The organism is Pseudomonas sp. AIG (genome assembly GCF_977020205.1).
Window position 1 is genome coordinate 1 of the sequence record NZ_CDROCK010000011.1, and the last position, 24,818, is coordinate 24,818.

General features: G+C 54.9%; 22 protein-coding genes and 1 pseudogene. 14 read left to right on the forward strand and 9 right to left on the reverse strand.

What is annotated here, in order from left to right; translation table 11 throughout:
* Positions 1–133 precede the first annotated feature (133 nt).
* The 10 genes from ACWR1S_RS09170 to ACWR1S_RS09215 all read left to right on the forward strand — a co-directional run bounded on the left by ACWR1S_RS09170 (position 134) and on the right by ACWR1S_RS09215 (position 9,685).
* Positions 134–691 carry a hypothetical protein gene (locus ACWR1S_RS09170; RefSeq protein WP_454563257.1) on the forward strand — a complete coding sequence of 186 codons (558 nt, stop codon included), beginning with the start codon at positions 134–136 and terminating at the stop codon, positions 689–691.
* Between the two features lie 108 nt (positions 692–799).
* Positions 800–1,318, forward strand: a complete 519-nt coding sequence (locus tag ACWR1S_RS09175; protein ID WP_454563258.1) for a hypothetical protein — start codon at positions 800–802, stop codon at positions 1,316–1,318.
* An 87-nt stretch (positions 1,319–1,405) separates the two neighbouring features.
* A complete protein-coding gene (locus tag ACWR1S_RS09180; RefSeq protein ID WP_454563259.1) occupies positions 1,406–1,870 on the forward strand; it encodes a hypothetical protein in 465 nt (154 codons plus the stop codon).
* 258 nt (positions 1,871–2,128) lie between these two features.
* Positions 2,129–2,338 carry a hypothetical protein gene (locus ACWR1S_RS09185; RefSeq protein WP_454563260.1) on the forward strand — a complete coding sequence of 70 codons (210 nt, stop codon included), beginning with the start codon at positions 2,129–2,131 and terminating at the stop codon, positions 2,336–2,338.
* 217 nt (positions 2,339–2,555) lie between these two features.
* Positions 2,556–4,133 (forward strand): ATP-dependent nuclease, encoded by a 1,578-nt coding sequence (locus tag ACWR1S_RS09190; RefSeq protein WP_454563261.1) that lies wholly within the window; start codon positions 2,556–2,558, stop codon positions 4,131–4,133.
* Positions 4,134–5,147: 1,014 nt separating this feature from the next.
* On the forward strand, positions 5,148–5,882 hold the full coding sequence (locus ACWR1S_RS09195; RefSeq protein WP_454563262.1) for an ABC-three component system protein: 735 nt from the start codon (positions 5,148–5,150) through the stop codon (positions 5,880–5,882).
* Between the two features lie 37 nt (positions 5,883–5,919).
* The gene (locus ACWR1S_RS09200; RefSeq protein WP_454563332.1) at positions 5,920–6,090 is read left to right on the forward strand and encodes an ABC-three component system middle component 7; all 171 of its coding nucleotides are present in this window, start codon (positions 5,920–5,922) and stop codon (positions 6,088–6,090) included.
* Positions 6,083–7,711, forward strand: coding sequence for a DUF2326 domain-containing protein (locus ACWR1S_RS09205; protein ID WP_454563263.1), 1,629 nt, complete (start codon positions 6,083–6,085; stop codon positions 7,709–7,711). Before ACWR1S_RS09200 ends, ACWR1S_RS09205 begins: the two co-directional genes overlap by 8 nt.
* 240 nt (positions 7,712–7,951) lie before the next feature.
* Positions 7,952–8,641, forward strand: a complete 690-nt coding sequence (locus tag ACWR1S_RS09210; protein WP_454563264.1) for a helix-turn-helix domain-containing protein — start codon at positions 7,952–7,954, stop codon at positions 8,639–8,641.
* A gap of 195 nt (positions 8,642–8,836) precedes the next feature.
* A complete protein-coding gene (locus ACWR1S_RS09215; RefSeq protein WP_454563265.1) occupies positions 8,837–9,685 on the forward strand; it encodes a hypothetical protein in 849 nt (282 codons plus the stop codon).
* On the opposite strand, the gene ACWR1S_RS09220 is transcribed toward ACWR1S_RS09215, so the two are convergent.
* The 4 genes and pseudogenes from ACWR1S_RS09220 to ACWR1S_RS09235 all read right to left on the reverse strand — a co-directional run.
* Positions 9,671–9,979 (reverse strand): hypothetical protein, encoded by a 309-nt coding sequence (locus ACWR1S_RS09220; RefSeq protein WP_454563266.1) that lies wholly within the window; start codon positions 9,977–9,979, stop codon positions 9,671–9,673. The genes ACWR1S_RS09215 and ACWR1S_RS09220 overlap by 15 nt on opposite strands.
* Positions 9,980–10,239: 260 nt before the next feature.
* Complete coding sequence (locus ACWR1S_RS09225) at positions 10,240–10,692, reverse strand: hypothetical protein (RefSeq protein WP_454563267.1); 453 nt, start codon at positions 10,690–10,692, stop codon at positions 10,240–10,242.
* A 440-nt stretch (positions 10,693–11,132) separates the two neighbouring features.
* Positions 11,133–13,655 carry an ATP-dependent helicase HrpB gene (gene hrpB, locus ACWR1S_RS09230; protein WP_454563268.1) on the reverse strand — a complete coding sequence of 841 codons (2,523 nt, stop codon included), beginning with the start codon at positions 13,653–13,655 and terminating at the stop codon, positions 11,133–11,135.
* A gap of 129 nt (positions 13,656–13,784) precedes the next feature.
* Positions 13,785–14,165: pseudogene (locus ACWR1S_RS09235) on the reverse strand (DEAD/DEAH box helicase); the annotation flags it as partial.
* Between the two features lie 109 nt (positions 14,166–14,274).
* Here ACWR1S_RS09235 and ACWR1S_RS09240 point away from each other — a divergent pair.
* Both ACWR1S_RS09240 and ACWR1S_RS09245 read left to right on the forward strand, forming a co-directional pair.
* Positions 14,275–14,694 (forward strand): hypothetical protein, encoded by a 420-nt coding sequence (locus tag ACWR1S_RS09240; RefSeq protein WP_007909665.1) that lies wholly within the window; start codon positions 14,275–14,277, stop codon positions 14,692–14,694.
* 12 nt (positions 14,695–14,706) lie between these two features.
* A complete protein-coding gene (locus ACWR1S_RS09245) occupies positions 14,707–15,615 on the forward strand; it encodes a cation diffusion facilitator family transporter (protein WP_454563269.1) in 909 nt (302 codons plus the stop codon).
* Between the two features lie 27 nt (positions 15,616–15,642).
* Here ACWR1S_RS09245 and ACWR1S_RS09250 read toward each other — a convergent pair whose 3' ends face one another.
* Complete coding sequence (locus tag ACWR1S_RS09250; RefSeq protein WP_454563270.1) at positions 15,643–16,713, reverse strand: DUF6515 family protein; 1,071 nt, start codon at positions 16,711–16,713, stop codon at positions 15,643–15,645.
* Positions 16,714–17,165: 452 nt separating this feature from the next.
* Between ACWR1S_RS09250 and ACWR1S_RS09255 the strand changes: the two genes are divergently transcribed.
* Entirely contained in the window at positions 17,166–17,645 is a 480-nt protein-coding gene (locus tag ACWR1S_RS09255) for an Lrp/AsnC family transcriptional regulator (RefSeq protein ID WP_008081091.1), read from the forward strand.
* A 268-nt stretch (positions 17,646–17,913) separates the two neighbouring features.
* A complete protein-coding gene (locus ACWR1S_RS09260) occupies positions 17,914–18,123 on the forward strand; it encodes a DUF2788 domain-containing protein (RefSeq protein WP_007909655.1) in 210 nt (69 codons plus the stop codon).
* On the opposite strand, the gene ACWR1S_RS09265 is transcribed toward ACWR1S_RS09260, so the two are convergent.
* The 4 genes from ACWR1S_RS09265 to ACWR1S_RS09280 all read right to left on the reverse strand — a co-directional run bounded on the left by ACWR1S_RS09265 (position 18,118) and on the right by ACWR1S_RS09280 (position 24,620).
* Positions 18,118–18,753, reverse strand: coding sequence for a pseudouridine synthase (locus ACWR1S_RS09265; protein WP_454563271.1), 636 nt, complete (start codon positions 18,751–18,753; stop codon positions 18,118–18,120). The genes ACWR1S_RS09260 and ACWR1S_RS09265 overlap by 6 nt on opposite strands.
* Before the next feature lie 73 nt (positions 18,754–18,826).
* A complete protein-coding gene (amn, locus tag ACWR1S_RS09270; RefSeq protein ID WP_171057252.1) occupies positions 18,827–20,326 on the reverse strand; it encodes an AMP nucleosidase in 1,500 nt (499 codons plus the stop codon).
* A gap of 193 nt (positions 20,327–20,519) precedes the next feature.
* On the reverse strand, positions 20,520–22,169 hold the full coding sequence (locus ACWR1S_RS09275; protein ID WP_454563272.1) for an acyl-CoA dehydrogenase family protein: 1,650 nt from the start codon (positions 22,167–22,169) through the stop codon (positions 20,520–20,522).
* A gap of 96 nt (positions 22,170–22,265) precedes the next feature.
* Positions 22,266–24,620, reverse strand: a complete 2,355-nt coding sequence (locus ACWR1S_RS09280; protein WP_454563273.1) for a 7TM diverse intracellular signaling domain-containing protein — start codon at positions 24,618–24,620, stop codon at positions 22,266–22,268.
* Positions 24,621–24,818: the final 198 nt, after the last annotated feature.

Genomic DNA, 24,818 nt, shown 5'->3' on the forward strand with positions numbered 1-24,818 from the left:
GGGACGTCTCGATGGGAGACGCGCTCATCAAGTCCGACGTTTATGGCCCGCGTAAACCCGCCGCAATAGTCACTGAGCGAAGTCTTGGCGAGAACCAGATCTACTTTTTGAGCGAAGGCAGGGATAGTGAGTGATGAAGTTTGATTGCGTAAAAGTTTCCGGAAAGCTCGACTATGTCCGATCTGTCATGCCCATGAATGGTGGCTATAAAGCCAAAGTCAGTATTGATGGGTCGGTAATTCCTAATTTGACACTGACCAATAAAATTTACGAAGAATTAGAGGTTGGCCAAAATGTGACATTTTATGGGATGTTCAAGAACAGTAGTAAAAAAGAAAAAAATATTGGTGTGATTTATGGTGTTCAAAAAGAAAGTGGCGAGAAAATGTTCGCTACTTCCTTTAGGCTTATGGTGCCAATGATTTTGGCCGGCGCCGCCGCTCTCGCCTTTTGTATGGTATTTCTCATCGCTTGGTTTCCATCTCTATTCGCATTGATCTTCTTGTTCGGGCAAGATCAAAGTTATATGTATAACACTACAGTTGTTACGATAGTTGAAGCAGGGTTGGTTGCGCTGTTTTTTCTTTGGCGTGCCTGGGTAATTTTCAGTGCCACCTCGAGGCCGGAATCTTGGGAAATTATCACTCCTTCCACGCTGTCGAGTCGCTTCAGCAAATTTCATAAGGGGTAATGTTCGCGTCTGGCGGGAAAAGCGAAATGTTAGGCCCACAATTCGCTGAAAATTGAGCTCAGTCAGAAGCCCGGCGCGCTGCGAATTAGGCAAGCGGAGCGCGCAGGCGTGTTGGATGAAAGCCCGGAGGGCCGAGACGTGGCTTGCCACGGCTCGGTTCACGCCAGCCATCCGCCGAAGGCGGCACGCCACAACTACCGTCCAGCCTTGTCAAAGGATGCTGAAGTGACCTGCGATTTACTCCGCGAACGAGAGAGGACTAGGCGAAGGGTTCTGTGGGCGCTTGCCAGCTTCCATCCTGGTGATCCGAATGCCTCCGAACTCCTAACCATCCTCGATAGCCTCGACGTCCAAGAGCGAAACGATACCCTCTGTAGCGATAAGCCACTTGAACTCGTTGAGGTTCGTAACTCTGTCTCGGTGATGCGCCATAATTCCGGAATCGACATCATCTTGGAGCGCGATATCCCGCAGCCCTGGCGAGAACGCTTTCTGCAAGCGAGCATCGGATCAACCAAAATCCCTGATGGGCGCTACGCCGCAGACTGGGATAAATTTCTGACTGAATGGGAGTGTGAGATGCAGCATCTGCAAAATCACCGAGTTGCGCGGGCTCCTACCAGCTAGAGCGGCTGGTTCGAGCGATGGCAGCGCAAGCACACAACCAGTCGGTGGAGCCGCTGAAAATCGCAGCCTTCAAGCAGGAGCAGCAAGGTGGAACGGCCTTCGTTTTTTATTGATTTTGAAGCCTCTGGAATAGCTCCTGATAGCTATCCTATCGAGGTCGCCGTCGTGTCGAGTGAGACCTCCTTCAGCTCGCTTATCAAGCCGGCCCGTTACTGGACACACTGGTCGTTTGATGCGCAAGACATGCACGGTCTCACTCAAGATTTGCTACATCAGGTAGGTGATACCCCAGAAGCTGTAGCGAGAAATATGAATCAGCTGTTTTCAGGGCGGGTGCTTTGCAGTGACTCACCTCAAGACGGTTTTTGGCTCGATGCCCTTTACGAAGCCGCAGAGCTGATGCCCACCTTCGAGTTGAGGCCTTTGGAGGTATTTGTGGGCCGGGAGGCAGCCAGCGACATTTATCGCCTACTGCCTAAAACCAAGCATCACCGAGCTTTGGAAGACGCAGCTGCTTTGATGAACGCATGTCGCGCTTTTTTCGAAGCTTGAACTTGCTACCTACTCCTAGTGATAAAAAATCACTAAGCCTTTGAGCTTTGGATTTAGCTCAGGCAGTGACTGCTGAACCGCAGGAAGCCAATCATGGGCTGGCTCGGAGTGGCAAGTGGAGAGCGCAGTACGTGCGGGATGGAAGCCCGAAGGGCCGAGACGAAGGCTCGGTTCACGACAGCCCATTCCCAAAGGGGCACGGCCAAACGCCCAGGTGACATGAGCTAGAAGTAGAGACCATTCTGCGAGGATTTTCCGATGGGAATGACAGACGATGACGACTTCGTGTATTGCGATATCCAAATGCATGTGGCCCAGGGCCGGGAGCTACTGGAATTAGTGACTGCCCTGCGAGAGTCGAAAGCTCATCCAAGTCTCTACAGAGTTTTTGAGCACATTCAGGACGAGCTCAGCATCTCAATCGACATTGTTGAGAACCCGCCGACTTGGGGGCCTTGTTTTCAGTAAACCTCACCACAGCCCATACTGTTTCTTCCTGTATATAGCGGATAACCCACCAGTGTGAAAGCTGCCGGTGTCGGCGAGTACAACTCCTGCAAGCACCTCTCCTTCCGTCTCTCTAGGTACAATACGAGCGTGCCGCCTGCACCGCTCGGGGGGCTCACTTTCAGAATTATGTCTAATTAGCGCGCCTATCAAAATAAATTAGTAAAGGAATACAATCTTGCATATTAAAAGTTTTGGTCTGTTGGGGCTTCGAACACTCTGCCTCAATAACATCATGCAGACCAACTCCCTCAATCCGCGTGATGTGCCTCAAGTCAGAGCTTCAAAGGTTAATATTTTCGTCGGCCCCAACGGCGGCGGCAAGTCAACTGTACTAGATATGGTGCGAGCACTGAAGGACGTTGAGATTATAAAAACGATAGCTCGTGAAAACATGCGATCCAGTACCGTAGCGACGTCCATCATCTACTTTGACAAGGAAACCTGGGTAGCTTCGATATTTAACAAGCTAGGTATTGATGAATTTGGCACATACATTGCCGTTACTACACGAGATGAAAGGCACCTATTCAAGGGAAGTATCTACAGCAAACCGTCAAAACCACCAAAAGAACTTGTAAAGGTATTGGATAAACTAGAAGCCATAATCAGTTTTCGCTCATCACACGACGAGTGCGGAGTTTGTATCCAAAGAGTCATCAGTGCGCTGAATAATGATGGAAAGCATCTCGTGGGACTCGCGCCACACCCATTGCAGCCCGACCAGGTAGATTATAAAAGGCCTCCGAATGAAGATCACACCTACAAGCATGCCAACCCAATTAGCTTTCTTGATAAGAAAACTGTAGGTGTCTACCTCAACGATGACTTAGGTCAGTTCAACCATATTCCAATAAAGATGCTGCCGTCTGGATGGCGGGCTTTTGCTGGTCTAATAGGATGGCTGAACTCTGTTAATGATAACCAAATATGTATCATCGAGGAACCAGAAGTCCACCTGCATCCAACACTTCAGAGACTCATGATGGCTAGGGTTTCTGAAATCGTAACTCGCAAGAACCTTCAGCTTTTCATATCCACGCACTCGTCTGTGCTTCTAGATATATCAAACTGGTCTGTACCAGAAACAAAGCTGTTTGAAGTCAATGGTTACGCAATATCAGAATTAACATCACCTGCAAGGGCTCTGTCAGGGCTCGGCATAAAGCCAAGCGATGTTTTCCAAGCCAACGGCGTGATATGGGTCGAAGGGGCGTCTGATCGAATCTACATTTTGCACTGGCTTTCGCTCTGGTGCTCGACACATGGTAGATCCATGCCCATGGAAAATCTTGATTTCTCCTTCGTTTTTTACGGCGGCTCTATGCTCGGCCATTTCACGTCAAATGCTACGCCAGGATTAATTGACATATTCAGTATAAACAGGAACTCCATAGTAGTTATGGATAGAGATCTAGACTTCCAGCGCGCAACTGACGGCACTGATGAATGCATCAACCAAAACTGTGTGAAATATCATGTTTGGGCTGACATCGCTGAACATGAGTCGAAGACGGGGTATTGCTGGGTAACTGAGGGCTATACGATTGAAAGTTATTTGCCAGCAGCTTTTCGAGACAAGCATTATCGGATTTTCGGCGCTAGACTAAAGCAGATTACAACCTATTCAAAAGTTACAATCGCGAACAAGTTCTTAGCCGGGGTTAGCACTTTCGACCATAGCCATGACCCACGAACCGACTTGCCAACCCAGATTGAAAGGCTTTTCAACACTATTGAGGCATGGCAGATGTAGGCCCAAGCATCAGCAAGCCTGGCCTCAATGCAATCAAAGGTCTGCATCCCAAGCATCCATCGCCTCGCTCAAAGTCGCGCACCACTGGAGATCACCAAGCTGTAGGGCATTCGCAATTTGCCTATTGGTATTGCCGTCGACCCAAGTCGGGAGACTCTCTATAGCCCCTAAGAATATGCTGGCTGTCGCGACAGAATACCCACCGGTACTCGTAGACTGGAGACATACGTAACGCACGGCAGCACCGTTGGGTAGCCGACGCCAAGCCACCACCTCGATACAGTCCAGAGCGCCCTCTGAAGCCTCTACGATGGGACTCGCTCCATGTTCCACTGCCGCTGGTTTGAATGGCCTGCTAGCCGCTCCTGGTTTGTGGACAAGATGCTTCAACTGCTCACGCGAGGAGATTATCTGATCTCGGACTTCTTCGGGGTCGATGGACATGCCTCCCTCCGGTGTCACCCGGAGGGTCTTGAAGCTGTTCGCTGCCTGGATGAACTCGCGCTCACGCTTCTGCTCCCAATCGGGACGGCGGTCGGGATAGAGGACGTTAAAGACGCGTTTCAAAACCTTCAGCATCATTCCTAGCCTGATATGTGGGATGCAAGCTCCGACGATCATACCTCACAGCTTCAATGATGCTCACACTGCTATCGGTTGTCCCGCCCTCAAAGGATGGGACTTGGCTATACCGGCGATGATGGCAAAATGGTATGTTGCGCAAGACAAGTGGAAATCAGGAACAGGGAATGTGGAATCTTGAACAGGCAACCTGCAAAAGCAGAGTGTCTATATCAAAAGGTGCAGCCGCCGCATCGGCTGAAAGCGTCTTGCTACCCTCCCAACCATCCGTAGGTCAGGCGATCCCATCTTGCCGTATGGAGCCTATACCTGCGCCTGTTCATCACTCTTCTATCAGCCAGCCGGGGCATGGCTCAGCCCTGAGTGGCATGCAGACAATTTAGGTTTTATATGGCGAATGCAAGGACAACATTCCATCCTGAAGAGCACAGCATGCTTTATGCGGAGACAGGTGGTATCTGTCCGCTTTGCGCTCGTGTAATCATAGATAAGAAACCAGGCTCAAAAAACCCTAGAAAGTTTTATGAAGTCGCTCACATCTATCCGCTGAACCCAACTGCCGCTCAAACTCAGGCACTTGTAAATCACACGATCCCTGTCGACATCAACGGGCTCGATAACGTGATCTGCTTGTGCCCTTCTTGTCACCGAAAGTACGACAAGGATTTTAAGATTGAAGAGTATGATCGGCTGCGGGAAATTAAGGACGGTTTCATCCGGGATACGGATGCCAGAAAGTCGATTTCTGAACATAGCCTCAGGATAGAGATAAAAGAGCTGATTGAGTCATTCGCCGATCTGGACGACGAAAGCCTTGTCGCCTTTGACTTAGAGCTAAATGCTTTCACCTTGAAAGAGAAGCTAAAGAAAGGTGCCACCAACGTCCTGAAGCGCAACATACGAAACGATGTGGTTGGCTATTTCGTGACAATCCGGGACGAACTGCGGCTGCTTGAGCAACGGGATCAAGCAGCAGTTAAAATGCTACTCAACCAAGTTAACACCTATTTTTGGGCGATGCATAGAGAACACCCCGACAACAAAGATGTCATATTCAATTATATCGCTCAATGGATCAGCGCCAAGAGCGGTAAGTCACTGGATGTTTCGAAGATCATCACTTCATTCTTTGTGCAAAACTGCGAGATTTTCGATGCTAGTGCCTAGTAAGTTTACAAAGCTTGAAGAGTCTACCATTTTCAAGATGCACGCAATCCTAGCAGAGAAGGAGCCTGGCGAAACGGTAGCCCAAGCCCTCGCCAAGACTCGCGACAAATTCTTAGACGCGTCTGAATTTCTTGCCGCAATGGATGTTTTATTTTTCTTAGGTTATCTAGATGTTCAGGATGAAACCGGAGTGATTGAATATGCTTAAACAGATAAAGTGCAGTCTATTCAATCAAAACCCTATTGAATTCCATGACGGACTAAACATTGTCCTTGGTGATGACGAAGCTAAGAACTCCATTGGTAAATCATCAGCCCTCTTGGTGATTGACTTCGCAATGGGCGGTAATAGCCTATTGGTAGACGACGCCGGAGTTATTAAGGTGCTTGGGAGCCATTCATACGAAATCACATTTGACTTCGGTGGTGCCCCCCTATTCGTAACCAGATCTACTGAGCAGCCCGACGTTGTTGACATCTGCAATTCAAACCATGTCAAACAAAACGAAATATCACTCGAAGCATATAGAGAGAAGCTCAAAAGCCTATATGATCTGTCTGAACTAGAGAGCTCCTTCCGATCTATCGTTAGCCCATTTGCTCGGATATGGAACAAGGGCGAGGCCGATCCAGATCACCCATTAGCGGGAGCTTCAAAAGAAAGACTCAGCGCCGGGGTGGCCCGGTTGCTCGACCTATTTGAACGTACCGGTGATGTCTCTGTGGAGCGGGCTGTACTTCAGATATTAAAAGATAAAAAAGATTTGATGAGGAAGTCGATGACTGCCGAAATCATCCCTCGGATCACGATAACCAAGTACAAGTCCAACAACCAGCTTATTAAGACTAATGCGCAAGCCATCAGTGACATCAAGGATAACTTCGCTGGTGCCATAACCGCATACGAAGCCCTGTTCGACGAGAAGCTAAGGGCCATCCAACAAACCAAAAACGAGATGGTCAATCAGAGAAACTTGATTTCGGCAAGAAAAGAAAAACTTCAGAGAGACCTGTCTGGCGTATCCCCTCGCCTGGCTGCAAACATAGCCCTCGTTGCTGAGTTCTTCCCAGAGGCCAACCTCGAACGCCTCGAGCAGGTAGAGCAATTCCACGCGAAAATTGGCAAGCTAGTGAGCAAAGAACTCAAAAGCGAACTTGAGCTTTTGGTCGCAAATGAATCTGATATTACCGGCCACATCACCGACCTGGATGAACAAATAAAACTTACTCTTAAAGCTAAAGGCACCCCAACAGACCTATTCGCGAAGGTTTTTGAGCTTAAAGAGGTTACCGACAAGGCTAAGGAAGAAAACAAATTCTTCGAGCAGAAGGTTTCCATTGATGATAGCGAGGCAGCTTCCAAAACGCGCCTAGACGCTATCTACGACAAAATCTTCCTTGAGATTGAAGGCGCTATCAATCAGAAACTTGAGAAATTCAACAACCTTGTTTACGGGCCTGAGCGTAACCCATCCCAGCTTCGTATTAAGAGTGCCAACTCTTACAGCTTCACCTCTCCACTAGATACTGGAACAGGCAAATCGTATGCGGGGTTGGTTGGGTTTGACCTATCAATGTTGTCACTCACGCGCCTGCCATTCGTCATCCATGATTCGATGATATACAAAAACATCGAAATTGCCGCCACTGAACATATCATTAAGATACTAGCTTCCTTCAAACAAAAGCAAATTTTCCTAGCTTTTGATGAGGCAAAGAAGTTCAACAGCGCAACACAGAAAATCCTGCAAACCAATACGGTATTACAACTACACCGCGACAAACTGCTCTACAGTAAGGATTGGAGGGCGAAAGAGAAGAGAACGTAAGGAGGCCTAAACGGTGAGGAATGTGCACGGGGATGCTCATACATACCTAATAGTTGTTGAGGCGGCTCTGTCCGCCAGTCTGGCCGGCGTGCTTGGCCTGTCACTAATGGAAGGTCATCTGTGGCAGCCGAAGGCAGAATGAACCTAGGTTCACAACTGTCAGGTGCGTGTCGTGTCGCCCGACTGCCCCCCGACTCATACTCGAACCATCTGAACAGCCACTGAAACAGGGGACACGAGATGAGCAGCTTCGACAACGTTGAAACCCGCGTACTGAGCAAAGGTGAATTGGGCCACGTAATCAGGTATCTGCGCGAACTCCGCCAGTGGTCTCAGGAGACTCTGGCAGAGCTCACCAAGACGACACCCAGAACCATCCAGCGGGTTGAGGCAGGGGCCGGAGCCAGCCTCAACACACTTCGCTCTCTCGCCTTTGCCTTTGAGTTCCAGGACATCGACGCATTCACGAAACCGATGGCGATTCCCACCGAGGAGCAACTGCGCGCTGCTCGTGAGCAGTTCGAACAGAAATATGTCATGACGAAGGCATTGAAGCCCGAATCAGGCAGGGGCTTGGCCAGACTTGCTGCTGAAAGCATCGGCGATTACATCGAGCCCGCCTTCGAGCCATCCAAAGACCAGGCACTGGCATTCGCGGAACTCACTGATTATCTACGGGACTATCGCGACTGCGCCGAGCACTACTCAAGTACAGCGCGCCTAGAGGTATTTGAAGAACTTCAAGGCTTGATCGAACGCCTTAACGAACAGCGCGTTACTCTGCGCTATGCGACCTGTCCAGTGGTACACAACGGCACCTCGGATTCGCATGTGGAAGCATTCCCTGTAGGGGATGTGCTTTACCTGATTGGATTCAGAGAAGGTGAAGCGCCAGAAGAGTTGGCCCTGCCTCGGAAGATGGGCATTTAGCAGCTCGCTAGCAACGCATCGGCTGCGCTCACGACAACCGTCCGCGAGAGCATCCAACCAGGTAATCGTCGTCGGCGAGGTGCCACACCGCACTACCCCCAATATATAGCTCATGAAATTAATCGCTTGGCCGTTACATCCTTATACCCAATGCATCCTCATGCCTGAACACATACATACTCGGAGAGAAAAAACTTGAACGTCTTTAGTATTAAAGAAGAACCGAAAAAGCCTATTCGTTTGACTCAGCAAATTTACAACGCTAAAACCAGACGAGAAGAGCCCTACGTAGTAATGGTCAAAGATGAGGTAAAGTCATACGCCCTTTGCCCAGCCTGTCAAAACCCGACAATGCTGGTAAATCGGTACGTGGAAGAGACCGACTCAAACACTCTTTACGCTAAACACACTGGATATTCGGTGCCGGATCTGGCGAGTCACAACCAAGCAGCCTATGAAGCCTGCCCCCACCATAACCCTCTGCGGTTCGACAACAAGACTCGAAGAGGAAATTTAGAAGCAGATAACGAAATTCGTGACGCATTGGTTAACCACACTCATCTTGTGATCCGATTCTTGGAAGATTCCACTGGCATCAAATACTGCGATAGCGTCATTGAATCGATGATAAGTCACTTCGGTGGTAATAAAGGCCACGAGTACAAAGCCATTAACATGTACAACCTACCCTTCGGCTTCGGCTACATGACCGAATCGCAGGATTTGTTCGGCTGCAAAGTTAATGACGCCATTGCACAACAGATCAACACCCAGTCAAAACAATTCAAAGTCAACAACTACGCTTACGTTGGACGTATCAATGGCACAAAAGGAAACGAAATTCGCTTTTACTTCAACAATCATAAAATCAGCAGCACACCAGATGGCGGTGACACCGTTGAACTATTCATTGAAGAAGTAGATACCGCAGCGAAAACGGCCAATCGTCTATTCAGTAAAAAAATCGAATTTGATAGCGCATTTTTTTATAACACATACCTGCGCCAAGAACGGCTTCGACTGCTCGCGCTAAGATATCTGTAAACCATCACTAAGCGGCCTAGCCAGAACTGCAGTGAGTTCGGCTGGGCTGATGGGAACAAGCATTAGATCTTCGCGTACCGAATCTGCAATCAGATCAGGCACAAGCCGTCCAATAGCGTGATATGCCAGTTCATTTAGCACTCCAAGTTTCATTTCCTGATTCAGTGCGGGCATATTTTCAATTAGCCAAGGTGAAGACGCACGTAGCCGAATGAGATAATCGACCTCCAAGGCCGCTTCTAGTATCAAATTACTGCGAACCCCCATCAATGGATTGCTCTGCTGGAATCTCATATTTTCTCTTCCTCACTATTATTTTTATTGAAAGCACTTACACGAGCCAGCAATACACTCTTGCAGCTCGCATAACGCACACTAATGACATGGTTATACGACTGAATAATTCATCCTGCAGCAACAGCGCACATCAATGCAATAAAAAATAAAGCCACATGTTAATGTAACTTCATCCAAGCTACGCTGTAACATCGTTAAGATGGGCCTCTAAGTAGCCTCCGAGACACTAGAACCCACAAATATAAGCGGTCGAAAAACTACGACCTTACGAATGGCTGAAGCAGTTTCTGTATCAAGCCCTCGGACACAGTCACCTTGACTGCATCAAAGGTCTCCTGCGTCATCTTCGTAAACGACGGTTCGACTTCACGCAGTTTCTTTACCGCCTGAGGGTCTGCCGAGAGCAAATCTCTAACTAAGCTAGCTGCAACTTGATAAGAAGGTGTTTGTGACGTGTAGACACGCCCAAACTTAGTCTTTAGGTAATCTTCGGAAAAAACAGTAGCAAGCCCCTCTTCAAGAACAGGCGCGAGGTTTGAACCTGAAGGTGCTAGCAGGTGGATACTCTCATGAGCGAGCTGGTAACAAGCTTGCAAAGTGTCATCGAGTGCGCGCTTACCAAGCTGCACGACCACATCTTTCCTTGACCCCGGATACCATATCTGAGGGATATCAAGGCCGAACTCTACACCAAGAATTGTCCAAGACATGTCTCTCGGGCCATACAGGCTTGTAGCTTCCTGGAGCATGTCCCCGAGCCGCGTTACCAGAGTCCACGTGTACCCATTATTGGACTCCAATCGCTCTGCCTGAAAATGACTTTCTTCCATGATTCCCCTCACTAATTAATACCAGCCGGATTAAAAAACCCTCGTGGATCCCACACTGCTCTTGCAGTTCAACCGAACGGGCTTCTGTAGCTACCTCCACGGGAGGCATTATGTGTCGGGCTCCCGATTGCGCTCCACAAAATATTGACGCTGTGACCGGACACACCTCCCCTGCCCGAATCAAGTTCGTCCGAAAGCGGTGCATCGAGCAAGCGGAGCGCGCCAGACGTGAGGATGGAAGCCCGCAAGGGTCGAGACACGCAGTGGCTCGATTCACGACAGCCGCTCCCGCAGGGCACGCCAAAAAACAGCCTTACACCTCAAGATTTCCTAGGCTTGGCTCTCGCAGTCGCCTCTGCCACCAATGGATCTTCCGGCCAATAGTGCTTTGGGTATCTGCCTTTAAGATCCTTCTTCACTTCCACGTAGGTGCTACGCCAGAAATTGGCCAGATCTTGGGTGACCTGTACAGGCCTCCGCGCCGGCGACAAAAGATGCAACGTCAGTGGCTGCTTACCTTGGGCAATCCGAGGTGTTTCTGACAGACCAAAAAGCTCCTGCAGCCTCACAGCTAATATCGGAGGATGCTGCGAATAGTCGATTCGGATATTCGACCCAGATGGTACCTGGATGGTCTGAGGTGCCTGTGTCTCTAGTTCCTGTGGAAGCGGCCAAGGCAGAAGATTCCTGACAATCGATGACAGACCCAGTTGGCTGAAGTGGCTGAGCCTCGAAACTTTGCCCAGGTACGGTGCGAGCCATTCTTCCAGCGTGTCCAGAAGGTTGGTATCGCTGAGATCAGGCCACTTGCTTTCTGTTTGGCAATTTTGGATATCCAACTGACGCAGCAGATTGACCCGCGCCTGCCATTGGCGCAACTCAGGGTTCCAAGGCAGAAGCTCGATGCCCTTGCGCCTCACAAGGTTGACTAAGGCCAACGAGCGGGTTTGCTCATCAAGACTCGGCAGGGCTGTTGACGACAGGATGAGTTGCCCAACCTTCAACTGCCGCTCAGCCTTGAGCACCCCTTCCCTCTCGTCCCAATCGACCTCATCGACAGACCTCACCAGGTCAGCCAACTCGTCGTCGAACAGGGCCGGATCGAGGTCACTCGCCAAGTAGATCCGCTCTTCGCGCTGCCCTTGCCGACTACCCAAATCGGCCACTACAAGCCACTCATGTTTAGTGAGAGCATCAGGCTCTGAGAACACAGCAGCCCGCCCGTTGGAGAGACGGTACTCAGACGCACTCGCACGCCTCTGGAGACCTACCCGGTCAGGGTAAGCGAATGCCAGTAGGCAGCCTACCCATCTTGCGTGATCCGGCTCGCTGACAGGGTGAACGGCTCTCCCACGTAGCAGGGATCGATACTGCCGAGCAGACTGCTTCACGCGCTGGAAGGATCCACCGCCTTGACGTGAATGTTGATCGCCGGATAATGCACTCAGTCTGGTGTGAAGATCGGCACCTGCACCACGCAAAATATCCTTCTCACCCAGCAGCGCAGCGGTGTTGCAAGCAAGGTCATCCAGCCCCATCGCGTTACCCTTGATGAGCATGTGAGCGATCCGTGGATGCGCAGGGAGCTCGCTCATGGCTGATCCGTGTGGTGTGAGCTGTCCAGCATCGTCGAGTGCGCCCAGGCGCTTTAACAGGTCTCTGGCTTGGCCAAAAGGAGCTGTTGGAGGTTGGTCGAGCCAGGTCATCTCCTCCGGCTTCATTCCCCATCGGGCCAACTGGAGTGCCAGGGCTGCAAGATCAGCCAGCAAAATTTCAGGGGTACTGTAGCCAGCCATTTGCTCGTGCTGCGACTCAGACCAAAGGCGATAGCAGATACCTGGTTCCAATCGCCCCGCCCGTCCTGCACGCTGAGTAGCACTGGCTTTCGAAATACGCTGTGTGTCGAGCCGGGTCATCCCACTGCGAGGATCGAACTTCGGCACTCGCTCGAGACCACTGTCCACCACCACCCTTACACCTTCGATGGTCAAGCTGGTTTCAGCGATGTTCGTGGCCAGTACGATCTTCCGTGAGCCTTGGGGTGCCGGATTTATCGCAGCACGCTGAGCATTCAAGTCGAGGTCGCCGTAGAGAGGGCATACGATAACCTCTGGACGACCACTCAACTGCTCCTTAAGCGCCTCAGCCACCCGCCGAATCTCTGCCTGCCCAGGAAGGAAAACCAAAACGCTTCCCGACTGTTCGTTGATGGCAGCCAAACAGGTGTCAGTGACTCGCGCATCCATACGCTCGCCCGGCTGATATGGACTGCCCCAAACTGGTACGACCGGATACATCCGGCCCTCGCTGGTGACAACAGGCGCATCATTCAGCACCTTTGAAAGGCGAGCACCTTCCAGCGTTGCGGACATCAGAAGCAACTTCAGTGGCGGCTCATCACGCAGAAGCTCACGAGCACTCACGCACAAGGCCAGCGCAAGGTCGGAGTCGAGGTTTCTCAGGTGGTATTCATCGAAGATAACCACGCCCACTCCATCAAGCGCGGGATCATCTTGAAGCCGGCGAGCCAGGATCCCTTCGGTCACCACTTCAATCTGGGTGCGAGGGCCTACCTTGCTTTCAAGACGAATGCGGTATCCGACAGTCTCACCAACCTTCTCACCAAGCTCACTCGCCAAACGTTCAGCAGCGGCCCGAGCAGCCAATCGACGAGGCTCGAGCATCAGGATCTTCTGATCACCAAGCCAAGGTTCGTTCAGTAGTGCTAGGGGCACTCGAGTGGTCTTGCCCGCACCAGGAGGAGCTTCAAGGATTACTTCGTGGCGGTTGGCCAGGGCCTCTCGTAGGTCTGGCAATACGAGGTCAATAGGTAGTGAAATCATCGAGGCTCCCAAATCAGGGAAGCAGTATACGACGGGGGATCAAGCGAGGAGATTAAGCCCTCGGACTGAGACGGCGTTGTTTGAGAGTTTTTGACAAGAAAGTGATGGTTTCTGTGCATTCAGCAAAACGTGAAATTCGTCGAAGATCAGCAGGCCCACGCCTTCCAGCGCCGGATCATCCTGCAAGCGCCGAGTCAGAATGCCTTCGGTGACCACTTCGATGCGCGTATCGGGGCCGACCTTGCTGTCGAGTCGAATGCGATAACCGACGGTTTCACCGACCTTCTCGCCCAACTCGCTGGCCAGACGTTCCGCCGCTGCACGCGCGGCGAGGCGGCGCGGTTCGAGCATCAGAATGGTCTGCCCGGCCAGCCACGCTTCATTGAGCAAGGCTAAAGGCACACGGGTGGTTTTACCGGCGCCGGGCGGTGCTTCGAGCACGGCTTCGTGGCGCGTCGCCAAGGCTTCACGCAGGGCGGGTAAAACTTCATCGATCGGCAAAGAATTCATGCTGGCTCCCAAACAGAGGGCCGAGTATAACGGCGAACTGCCGGGCGTTCGTCAGGGTCTTAATTCCAGACGACTACGCTTCGTTTTCAAATGACTCAGGAGATTTCCCATGCGCTTACCTTTTCGCCTGATCGGCGGTGTACTGGTCGCCACCCTGCTCACGCAAATCACCGCGTGCGGTTCGATTTTCTACCCGGACCGGCGCGGTCAGATCGACGGCAAGATCGACCCGGCGATTGCCGTGCTCGACGCCGTGGGCCTGCTGTTCTACGTCATTCCCGGGCTGATCGCGTTTGCCGTCGACTTCGCCACCGGTGCGATCTATTTCGAACCGGGCCACACAGCGCAGATCGATCCGGCCAAACTCAAGCAAGCCATCGGCCCGGACGGTCAGGTCGATAATCACAAGTTGCAGGCTATTCTCGAAAGCGAGTTGGGCAGAGATTTTCCTCTGGATGACCCGCGCCTGATTCAACACAAGGGCAGCACTCAACAACTGGCGATGTTCGGCCTGCAACCCGCCGCTTAAAAAGGAAGTTCAATGACATCCAGCCCCGAACACGCCCGCCTGCTACGGCTGGCGACCCGCGCCTCGGTGGCGGTCGCGTGCACGCTGATCATCGCTAAAGCCATCGCCTGGTGGCTGAGCGGTTCGGTGAGCATGCTCGCCGGCCTCACCGACTCGGCGCTGGATGGCATCACCTCGATGCTCAATCTGCTCGCCGTGCATTACGCGCTGCGCCCGGCCGATGACGATCACCGTTATGGCCACGGCAAGGCGGAATCGCTGGCGGGCATGGCGCAGGCGTTGTTCATTGGCGGCAGTGCGGTGTTGATCGCGTTTCAGGCCTATGAACGCATCCAGCACCCGGAACCGCTTGGCGCGCCGTGGATCAGCATTGGCGTGATCATTTTCTCATTGCTGCTGACGGTGGCCTTGCTGGTGCTGCAGCATCGAGTGATCAGGCAGACCGGTTCCAATGCCGTGCGTGCCGACTCACTGCATTACCGGTCCGACCTGTTACTCAACGGCAGTATTCTGGTGGCGCTGATGTTGGCGGGGTTCGGCTGGCATAAACTGGATGCGTGGTTCGGACTTGGCATTGCCGCCTATATCCTGTGGAGTGCGATCCAGATCGCCCGGGAAAGTTTTTCGGTATTGATGGATGAGGAGCTGCCAACAGATGTCAGTCAGCACATGCTCGAACTGGCTTGTGGTGTGCCGGGTGTGTTGGGCGCGCATGACTTGCGCACGCGGATCTCCGGCAACCACTGGTTCGTGCAGCTGCACCTGGAGTTGCCGGGGGAATTGACCCTGTCAGTGGCCCACGGCATCAGCGATCAAGCCGCCGATGCCATTCACAAGGCCTACCCGCGCGCCGAAGTGCTGGTGCACGCCGACCCGATAAAAGCAGCTACAAGCCGCGAGCCGCAAGCTTCAAGCTTGTAGCTCGAAACTTGCAACTCGTAGCTGCTCTTACTGGACCTGATAACCGCGACTGCTCAGGCAATTGCCCTGAGCCTGGCGGTACGCCTGAACCACTTCGGGCGCTGGCTGATAGGTGGCAGTGCGCGGGTCGAAACCGCTTTGCTGCACGGCGTACTGATAGCACTGATAACCGTCCTGCTGCACTTGCTCAGGGGACTGGCCGTTCGCCGGATAGGCCTCAACGTCATAGCCCTGGGATTGTGGCTGCGGCTGTTGCTGCACCGGCGGCTCGACCACCACGTAATCCTGGGTCGCTTCCTGATAGGCGTAATAGGAACCGGCGGCGAGGAACAGCAGCGAACCACCGATCCACACTTCACGGGCGTAATCAGGCAAATACTGGATGCGGATCCCGCGCGGCGGTTGCACAACGATGTAGCGCGGGCCTTGCGGGCGATACCAGTAGCCACCGGAGAAGAAATAATCCTGCCCGCGATACGGCACGCGGTAGTCGCGATCCGGGAAGCGGTCGATCACGTGCCCCGGCCGATATTGCGGACCTGGCCCCCAGCCATTGCCATGACCGTCCGGGCGCCCCGGCCAGCGATTGTCGTTGGGCCGGTTGTTGGTTTGCCAGTGCTGGTTGTTGTAGCCATTCTGCGGACGCTCGTCGCGGTAGTAACCCTGACGCGGCTCCTGGGTCTGGCGCACGGCGTCGGGCCGTGGCTGGATCGGCAGGCTATTGGCCGGCAGTTGCGGTGGCGGTGGTGGCTGGCGCACCGGGTTGGGATTGTAGGCCGGGCGGTTCTGGTCGTGGTTTTGCCACTGGCCATTGTTGTTGTGCGGCTGGCCGTTGTGCTCGAACTGGCGGCTGTTGTCGCCACGAATGATCTCGTTGTTCTGCGGACGCGGCTGATTCTGTTGCGGCTGACTCTGCGATGGATTGTTCTGCGGGCGCGGCTGATTGTTGCCGCCATGGCCCTGATTGTTGCCCTGATGATCCTGGCCGTGGCCACCGCCATCCGGTCCACGATTCTGCGGCTCGTCGGCGAGCGTTTGCACACTGACACTCACACACAGCAAACCAACACTGGCCAGACGCCAGATGCGCGAATTCATGCTTTTTCTCACTGCGAGGCCTGTAAATATAAGAGGGCTTGTAGCTAAGACCGGACACGTACGCCTCCGGTTCTGCAACAGGTTATCAGTCACGCAACTTATTTATTGAGCGCGACAGCATGAAATCGCAGGCAAGAAAAAAGGGAGACCCGTCGGCCTCCCCTCTAGAGAACTTCGTCCTGGCTCGACGCTTTTGACGTCGGCTCACCTCACGCCGTCTTCTGGACAGTGTGCAGCTCGGGGGCCGGCACAACCCCGATGGGGGTGGCGGCCGCGGCAGGCCGGATAGGGCGGGCCGCGTGGACTGTGTTACCGAGCAGTGATTCTGGTGATAAGAATAGGCCTGAGGCCGCGACAGAGGATTGCGAAGATTGCTGAAATAAACACCACTTGCGCAATTTTTAACCCTGGATAGATAATCCGCCGCAATAGTTACAACCAAGGACAGATTGATGAGCAAACTCGACCGTTACGACCTGAGCATTTTGGCGGAATTGCAGCGCGACGCCCGCATCTCCAACCAGGAATTGGCCGAGCGCATCGGTCTGTCGCCCTCCCCTTGCTCGCGCCGGGTCAAGCAGTTGGAAGACGACGGGTATATTTCGCGTCAGGTGGCATTGCTTGATCGCAAGATGCTCGGGCTGAGTCTGACCGCATATGTGCTGATCGGCATGGACCGGCATACACCGGAGCGTTTCGAGAACTTCGAGGCGGCGATTCGCACGTTGCCGCAGGTGTTGGAGTGCAGTCTGGTGACCGGTGTGGATGCCGATTACCAATTGAAAGTGGTGGTGCCGGACATGGATCACTATCAGAAGCTGTTGCTGGGGCATTTGACGCGGATTGAAGGCGTGACCAGCGTTCGTTCGAGTTTTGTACTGAATCAGGTGCTCAACAGCACGGAACTGCCGCTGACCCACCTGCGCAACTGATCAAAGACACCCTCACCCCAGCCCTCTCCCGGAGGGAGAGGGGGCCGACCGAGGTGTCTGGCGTCATTCATCGACCTGAAAGATTGAGTCGATTATGGATTCACAAAAAATCCTTCAGGTCGGCGTATTTTGCGAGCATCCCCCGGTCAGTCCCCTCTCCCTCTGGGAGAGGGTTAGTCGTCAGATCAGACCCAGATCAATGCCACCCCACACACCTTGGCGTATACTCGCCGCGCCCTTTTAGCCGCGCGCGCGTCGGAGAAACCCAATGGATCCAGCACTATTAGAAGAGTGGATGATGACCGGCCTGGTCAGCATCCTGATCATTTTCATGGGTTTTATCGTCTGGGATCTGGCGAAGAAGTCCAAGGCCGGGCGCTTTGGCTCGTTCATTCTGTTCTTCGTGCTGGGCCTGGGCGTGGCCGCGTTCATCATCAAGAGTGTGGTGATCGGCCTGATCGAATCCGGCGCTTTATAAGCGCGCCGGCACTTCCTTCCACTGGCCCTGATCGAGGCCTTCGATCGTCCAGTCACCAATCCTTACCCGCACCAGTCGCAATGTCGGCAGGCCTACCGCCGCGGTCATGCGCCGTACCTGACGGTTGCGCCCTTCGCGAATCACCAGTTCCAGCCATGACGTCGGTATGGTCGCGCGAAAGCGCACCGGTGGATTGCGCGGCCACAGCTCAGGTTCATCCAGCTGCCGCGCTTCGGCGGGCAAGGTCATGCCGTCGTTCAACTCAACGCCATCACGCAGACGCTGCAACTGCTCGGCCGTCGGCACGCCTTCGACCTGCACCCAATAGGTCTTCGCCAGTTTGTGTTTCGGATCGGCGATACGTGCCTGCAACTGCCCGTCGTTGGTCAGCAGCAACAAGCCTTCACTGTCGCGATCAAGGCGTCCGGCCGGGTAGATACCGGGCACATCGATGTAATCCTTGAGTGTCGCCCGCCCTTCTCCGTCGCTGAATTGCGTCAGCACATCGAACGGTTTGTTGAACAGGATCAGTTTCGGCTCGGCCGGTGGAGCCTTGGCAACACGGCGCGGAGAAGAGGACTGAGGCTTCACGCCGGGGCGGCGGGAAGGTGGACGCGGGGGACGGGACATAGGGAGAGAAAACATTTAGCGATCAGGGCTGCTAATGCTAGTGCCCCGACCGCCAAATGACCACGACTAACCGTTAGCGGAACGGCGGTTCGTCGAAGCTGCGCAGTTTGCGCGAGTGCAGCGAGTTGAGTTCGGTGCGCAGCAGATCGACCGCTTCGATGCCAATCTTCAAGTGCTGGCTGACCGCGCGCTCATAGAAAGCGTTGGCCGAACCCGGCAGCTTGATTTCACTGTGCAGCGGTTTGTCCGAAACGCACAACAACGTGCCGTACGGCACCCGCAAGCGATAACCCTGGGCGGCAATCGTGCCGCTTTCCATGTCCACCGCGACGGCGCGGGACAGGTTGATCAACGGCCGTTCCTGCGCCCAACGCAGTTCCCAGTTACGGTCGTCGTAGGTCAGCACGGTGCCGGTGCGCAGGCGTTTTTTCAGGTCATCGCCCTTCTCGCCGGTGACGTTCGCCGCTGCCTGTTGCAGCGCCATTTGTACTTCGGCCAGCGCCGGGATCGGAATGTTCGGCGGCACCACGCGGTCGAGAATGCCGTCGCGACGCATGTAAGCGTGCGCCAACACATAGTCGCCGATGGTCTGCGACTGACGCAGGCCGCCGCAGTGACCAATCATCAACCAGCAATGCGGACGCAACACCGCCAAGTGGTCGGTGATGTTCTTGGCGTTGGACGGGCCGACGCCGATGTTGACCAGGGTCACGCCGTGGCCATCGCTGGCGATCAGGTGATAGGCCGGCATCTGGTAGCGGTGCCAGACCACACCGGCAGCAATCGCCGACGCTTCGCCGTGATCCATGCTCTTCTCGATGATCACGTTACCCGGCAACACCATGCGCACGAAACGCGGGTCACTGCGCAATTGCTCCAGACCATGGACGATGAACTGGTCGACATAGCGGTGATAGTTGGTCAGCAGAATCCACGGCTGCACATGGCGCCAGTCGCTGCCGGTGTAGTGCACCAAGCGACGCAGGGAGAAATCCACGCGCGCCGCATCGAACAAGGCCAGCGGCAGCGGATCGGTGTTTTCCCAGTCGTAGAGACCGTCGGCGATGCCATCGGTGGCAGCGGACAGGTCGGTACTCGGGAACACCCGCGCCAGCACGGCAGCGGTGACGCCGGAACCGGCGAGTTCATCGCCCTGCTCGACCACATACGGATACGGAATGTTCTGCTGGCTGACGCCGACTTCCACGGTCACGGTGAAGTCGTGCATCAACGGCACAAGTTGTTCGAGCAGGTATTTGCGGAATGCCGCCGGGTGGGTGACGGTGACGCTGTAAGTGCCCGGCAATTGCACTTTGGCGTAAGCACGGGTGGTCTGCGGGACTTCGCCCTGGCAGTGATAGGTCAGACGCAGTTCGGGATAACGAAACAGAGCACGCTGCGCCGCGTCGGGTTCGACGCGATCCTTGAGGTAACGCTTGAGCGCCGAGTTCAGCGCAGTGGTGGCCCGCTCATGCAGCTCGGCCAGACGATCCACGGCTTGTTCGGCGGTTTGAACAACAATAAACGCTTCGGTCACGATCAGCTTCCTGTGTTCTGACTTGCAGAGCTTCATCTTGCCTGCATCGTGGCGTCACGGGAACAGTGGCGTTGTGGGTGTAGCCAAATCTTCCCATCTATGGAGATCCCCTGTGGGAGCGAGCTTGCTCGCGAATACGGTTTGTCATTCAACATTGATGTCGACTGATGTACCGCTTTCGCGAGCAAGCTCGCTCCCACAGGGGTTTGTGGTGTTGGGGAGATTGAGATCAGAAACCTTGCGGGGTTGAGCGGGCGACGAGGGACTCGATGTCGAGGCCGCGTGGCAAGGCGCCGTAAACCCGACCAGCACCGCTCAGTCGGCTGGCAATAAAGGCATCGCTGACAGCTGAGTTCCCGGCCTCCAACAGAAGCTTGGCCTGCAAACCGAGCGCGATGTCTTCGGTCAGTTGCCGCGCCCGATACTGAATATCACTGGTGTCCTTGAACTGCGCCTGCAACTGCTGAATATGCGCGGCCAGTCGCTTGTCGCCATGGCCATCGCCCAGCTCACTGAACAACACGTCCAGCACACCCGGCTCTTTCGACAAGGCCCGCAGCACGTCCAGACACTGCACATTACCCGAGCCTTCCCACGTCGAATTCACCGGCGCCTCGCGGTACAGGCGCGGCAGAATACTGTCCTCGACATACCCGGCGCCGCCCATGCATTCCGCCGCTTCGTTGATCATCCCCGGTGCGCGCTTACAGATCCAATACTTGCCCACCGCCGTCACCAGCCGGGCAAATTGCGCTTCGTGGCGATCATCCAGATGATCCAGCGCCTTGCCCATGCGCAGGCTCAGGGCTAACGCGGCTTCGCTTTCCAGGGCCAGATCGGCCAGGACGTTTTGCATTAACGGCTGTTCGCTGAGCAGTTTGCCGCCGACCTTGCGGTGTGCGCAGTGATGACTGGCCTGGGTCAGCGCCTGACGCATCAACGCGCTGGAACCGACCATGCAATCGAAACGGGTCATGGCGACCATTTCGATGATGGTTGGCACCCCGCGCCCTTCCTCACCGACCATCCACGCCAGCGCGCCACGGAACTCCACTTCGCTGGAAGCATTGGACTGGTTGCCGAGCTTGTTTTTCAGACGCTGGATGTAGAACTGATTGCGCGTGTCGTCCGGGCGATGGCGTGGCAGCAGGAAGCAGCTCAAGCCCTTGTCGGTCTGCGCCAACGTGAGGAACGCATCGCACATCGGCGCCGAGCAGAACCACTTGTGCCCGACCAGTTCATAAGCCTGTCCGGGGCCGCTGGCGCCGACCGGATAAGCCTTGGTGGTGTTGGCGCGCACATCGGTGCCGCCCTGTTTCTCGGTCATGGCCATGCCGATGGTCACCCCGGCCTTGTGCGCCATGCCGACGTTGCGCGGGTCGTATTGGGTGGCGAGGACTTTCGGCAGCCACTGTTCAGCGATATTCGGCTGCAAGCGTAGCGCCGGCACACTGGCGAAGGTCATGGTCAACGGGCAACCGCTGCCTGCCTCGGCCTGACTGTGCAGGTAAGTCATCGAAGCGCGGGCGACATGGGCGCCGTCCTGCGGATGCGCCCACGGCAATGACGTCAGTCCATGCTCGATCGCCGTGCGCATCAGTTCGTGATAGGCCGGATGAAACTCCACCAGATCAATGCGATGGCCGTAGCGGTCGTGGCTGGCAAAAACCGGTTTGTTCTGGTTGGCGAGGAACCCCGCTTCCATCAACGGACCACCGGCGAGCGCGCCGTAGGCATCGATCCGCGATTCGGCCCAACCGGCACCAAAGCGCCGCGACCATTCCTGCAACGGCAGGTCGATACGGTACAGGTTGGTGCCATCCAGCGACGGTGGCTGGTTGGTGACTTCGTGGGTTTCGGCGAACTGATGCAGGTTCATGACGGGTTCCTTTGCTCAACCAAGGAACTCAGTTAAGCACCGCACCGCAACCGGTCAAAGTGTCATATCCGCCGAATTTGCGGCGCTTTTACCCCATCAACAGCACAGCACCCGCCGTACCAGTGCAGATTGCAGATCTTCGAATTTCACCGGTTTGTTCAGGTAATCGATCGCTGCACCGGTGGCGCAAAGCTCTCGATCAGCGTTCAACGCCAGCATGAACACTGGCAGGTTGGCGCATCCGGGCAACGCATGAATCTGGCAGCACAACGAAGCGCCTTCGTGGCTTGGCAACTGGCAATCGATCAATACTGCATCCACCGTTTCACGTTGCAGGCATTCGAGCGCCGCCGTGCCGTTGTCGGCAGTGCGCACGCGGAAGCCGAGCTTGAGCAACATGCCGCGCATCACCAGTTGATTGACGCTGTTATCGTCCACCAGCAACACCGTGCAGTCCTGCGGTGCGCGCACGAAATTGCGCGAAGGCGCCGGGATCGATGCGGGTTCAACCACCGGCAATTCGAACTCGACATCCAGCTGAAAGCGACTGCCACGCCCCGGTTCAGAGCGATGAGTGAGCTTGCCGCCAAGCAGCTCGACCAATTGTCGGCAGATCGCCAGACCGACGCCCAGCCCGCCGTATTCGCGGGTCATCGAACCGTCGAGCTGGAAGAAGCGCTGGTACATCGTCGCTTCGCCCAGATCAGTGAACCCGATGCCGGTGTCAATCACTGCAAACGACAGCGCCAGACGATGGCCCGTCGACGGTTTGCCAGTCACGCGCAGCGCCAACCCACCGACACGGGTGAACTTGATTGCGTTGTCGAGCAGGCATTCCAGGCATTGCGCGAGTTTGGCGCTGTCGCCGTGCAGGCGATCCGGCAGGGTCGGCAGCACCTCGACCTTGAAGTCCAGCGACTTGCTCGCCGCATTGCCGTCGAACTGCACGCGCAACGCCTCGACCACCGTGCGCAGGCTGAAGCTGCCCGGCGCGGCCTTGAGCTTGCCAGCCTGCAATTCAGTGAGGGTGAGGATGCCGTTGACCATGCGCATCATGTCCCGCGCAGAACCGGCGGCGGTTTGCTGATACTGCTCAAGCTCCGGGTCCATCTCGACCGTCTGCATCAGTTCCAGCGAACCGATCACCCCGTTCATCGGCGTGCGCAGTTCGTGGGTCAGGGTCGCCAAAAACTCATCTTTGAGCTTGTTGCTGTGGGCCAATTGCTGGTTGAGCACTTCGAGTTTCTGCCCGGCGTCGTACAGGGTCTGCGCCTGTTGCTCACGCATGGCGTTGATGCGGTCGGCCAGCGCCAGCGACAGCAGCGCCACTTCGATCGCCGAACCGATCTGGCTGGCGTACATGGTCAGGAACACGTTCGGCAGCAGGCCGAGCACCATCAGCGTGTTGACGATGCCGCCGAGCAGAAACGCCGACCAGGCGATGATGAAATAGCGCGCCACCCGCAAGCCGCGCCACCAGGCCAGAATCCCGGCGGCGAAAATCACGACGGTGAAGGTCAGTGCCAGCGTCGTTGCCAGGCGCAGGGCCAGGGCGTAACTGGTCATCAGCGACAAACCGATGACCACCGCGCTGAACGCGATCAATCCGATCAGCACACGATCAAGCCCACGGCTGTGGTTTTTGGTCTGCAAGAAGCTACGGGCGAACTGACTGCCGAACAGACCGGCGCAACCAATGAAGAACGGCGTCGCGGCGTTGGCCCACCACGGATTGTCCGGCCAGAAATACTCCACCGCCGCGCCGTTCACCGACAGCTGATAAAGGCCAAACGAGGCAATATAGAAGATGTAATAGAGGTAGCTGGTATCGCGCACGCTAAGGAAGATGAACAGGTTGTAAACCACCATCCCCAGCAGCACGCCATAAATGATGCCCAGCACATACAGGCGCACCGGTTGGTCTTCGAGGTACGCGGTGCTCGACCACAATGTGACGGGTGCCTGAATCGAGCCTTCGCTGGCCAGGCGCAGGTACACGGTCTGCTGTTGATCCGGTTTGAATGAAAGGTCGAACAAATAGTTGTTCTGGCGGATCTCGCGGCTGGCGAACGGCCAGGCATCGCCGGTTTGCCGAACGAGTCGGTAGTCGCCATTAGTGTCGGCTGTATAAAGGTCGAGATGGTCGAGCGGTGGATACGCCAGTTCCAGCAACCAGGTGCGCTGGGCAGCGGGATTGCTCGGACGATAATGCAGGTCGATCTTCAGCCAGAACGCCGAGCGTGAATAACCGGCATTGAGCGTGGCTTTATCGTGGGGTTTGAAATTGCCGGCGGCAGCTTGCGCACGAACATCGGCAATGCTCGCCTGACCGCTCGGGTCTTCGAACACTTGCAGCGACCGGCCCAGAGGGAGGCTCTGGGTAAATTCGTCGAATTCGACGGCGCTCGCCATGAGGGGCAAGCAGAACAGCAACATCAGCAGATAGCGCATTGAAGCCCCAGCGTGGCTCGTCCGGTTGTGTCAGGAAGCCCCCCCATTCCCTTTGAGTAGACGTAAAACCGGTATTACCTGTTATTGGTTTGGATCCAGACTAGCATAGCGGTTGATGGCCATTGAGCACCATTGAAATTTTTCCTACAAAGGCTCTAGAACGGGCGTTCCAGAGCAAAGCAGCGGGCTAGAGCTGTT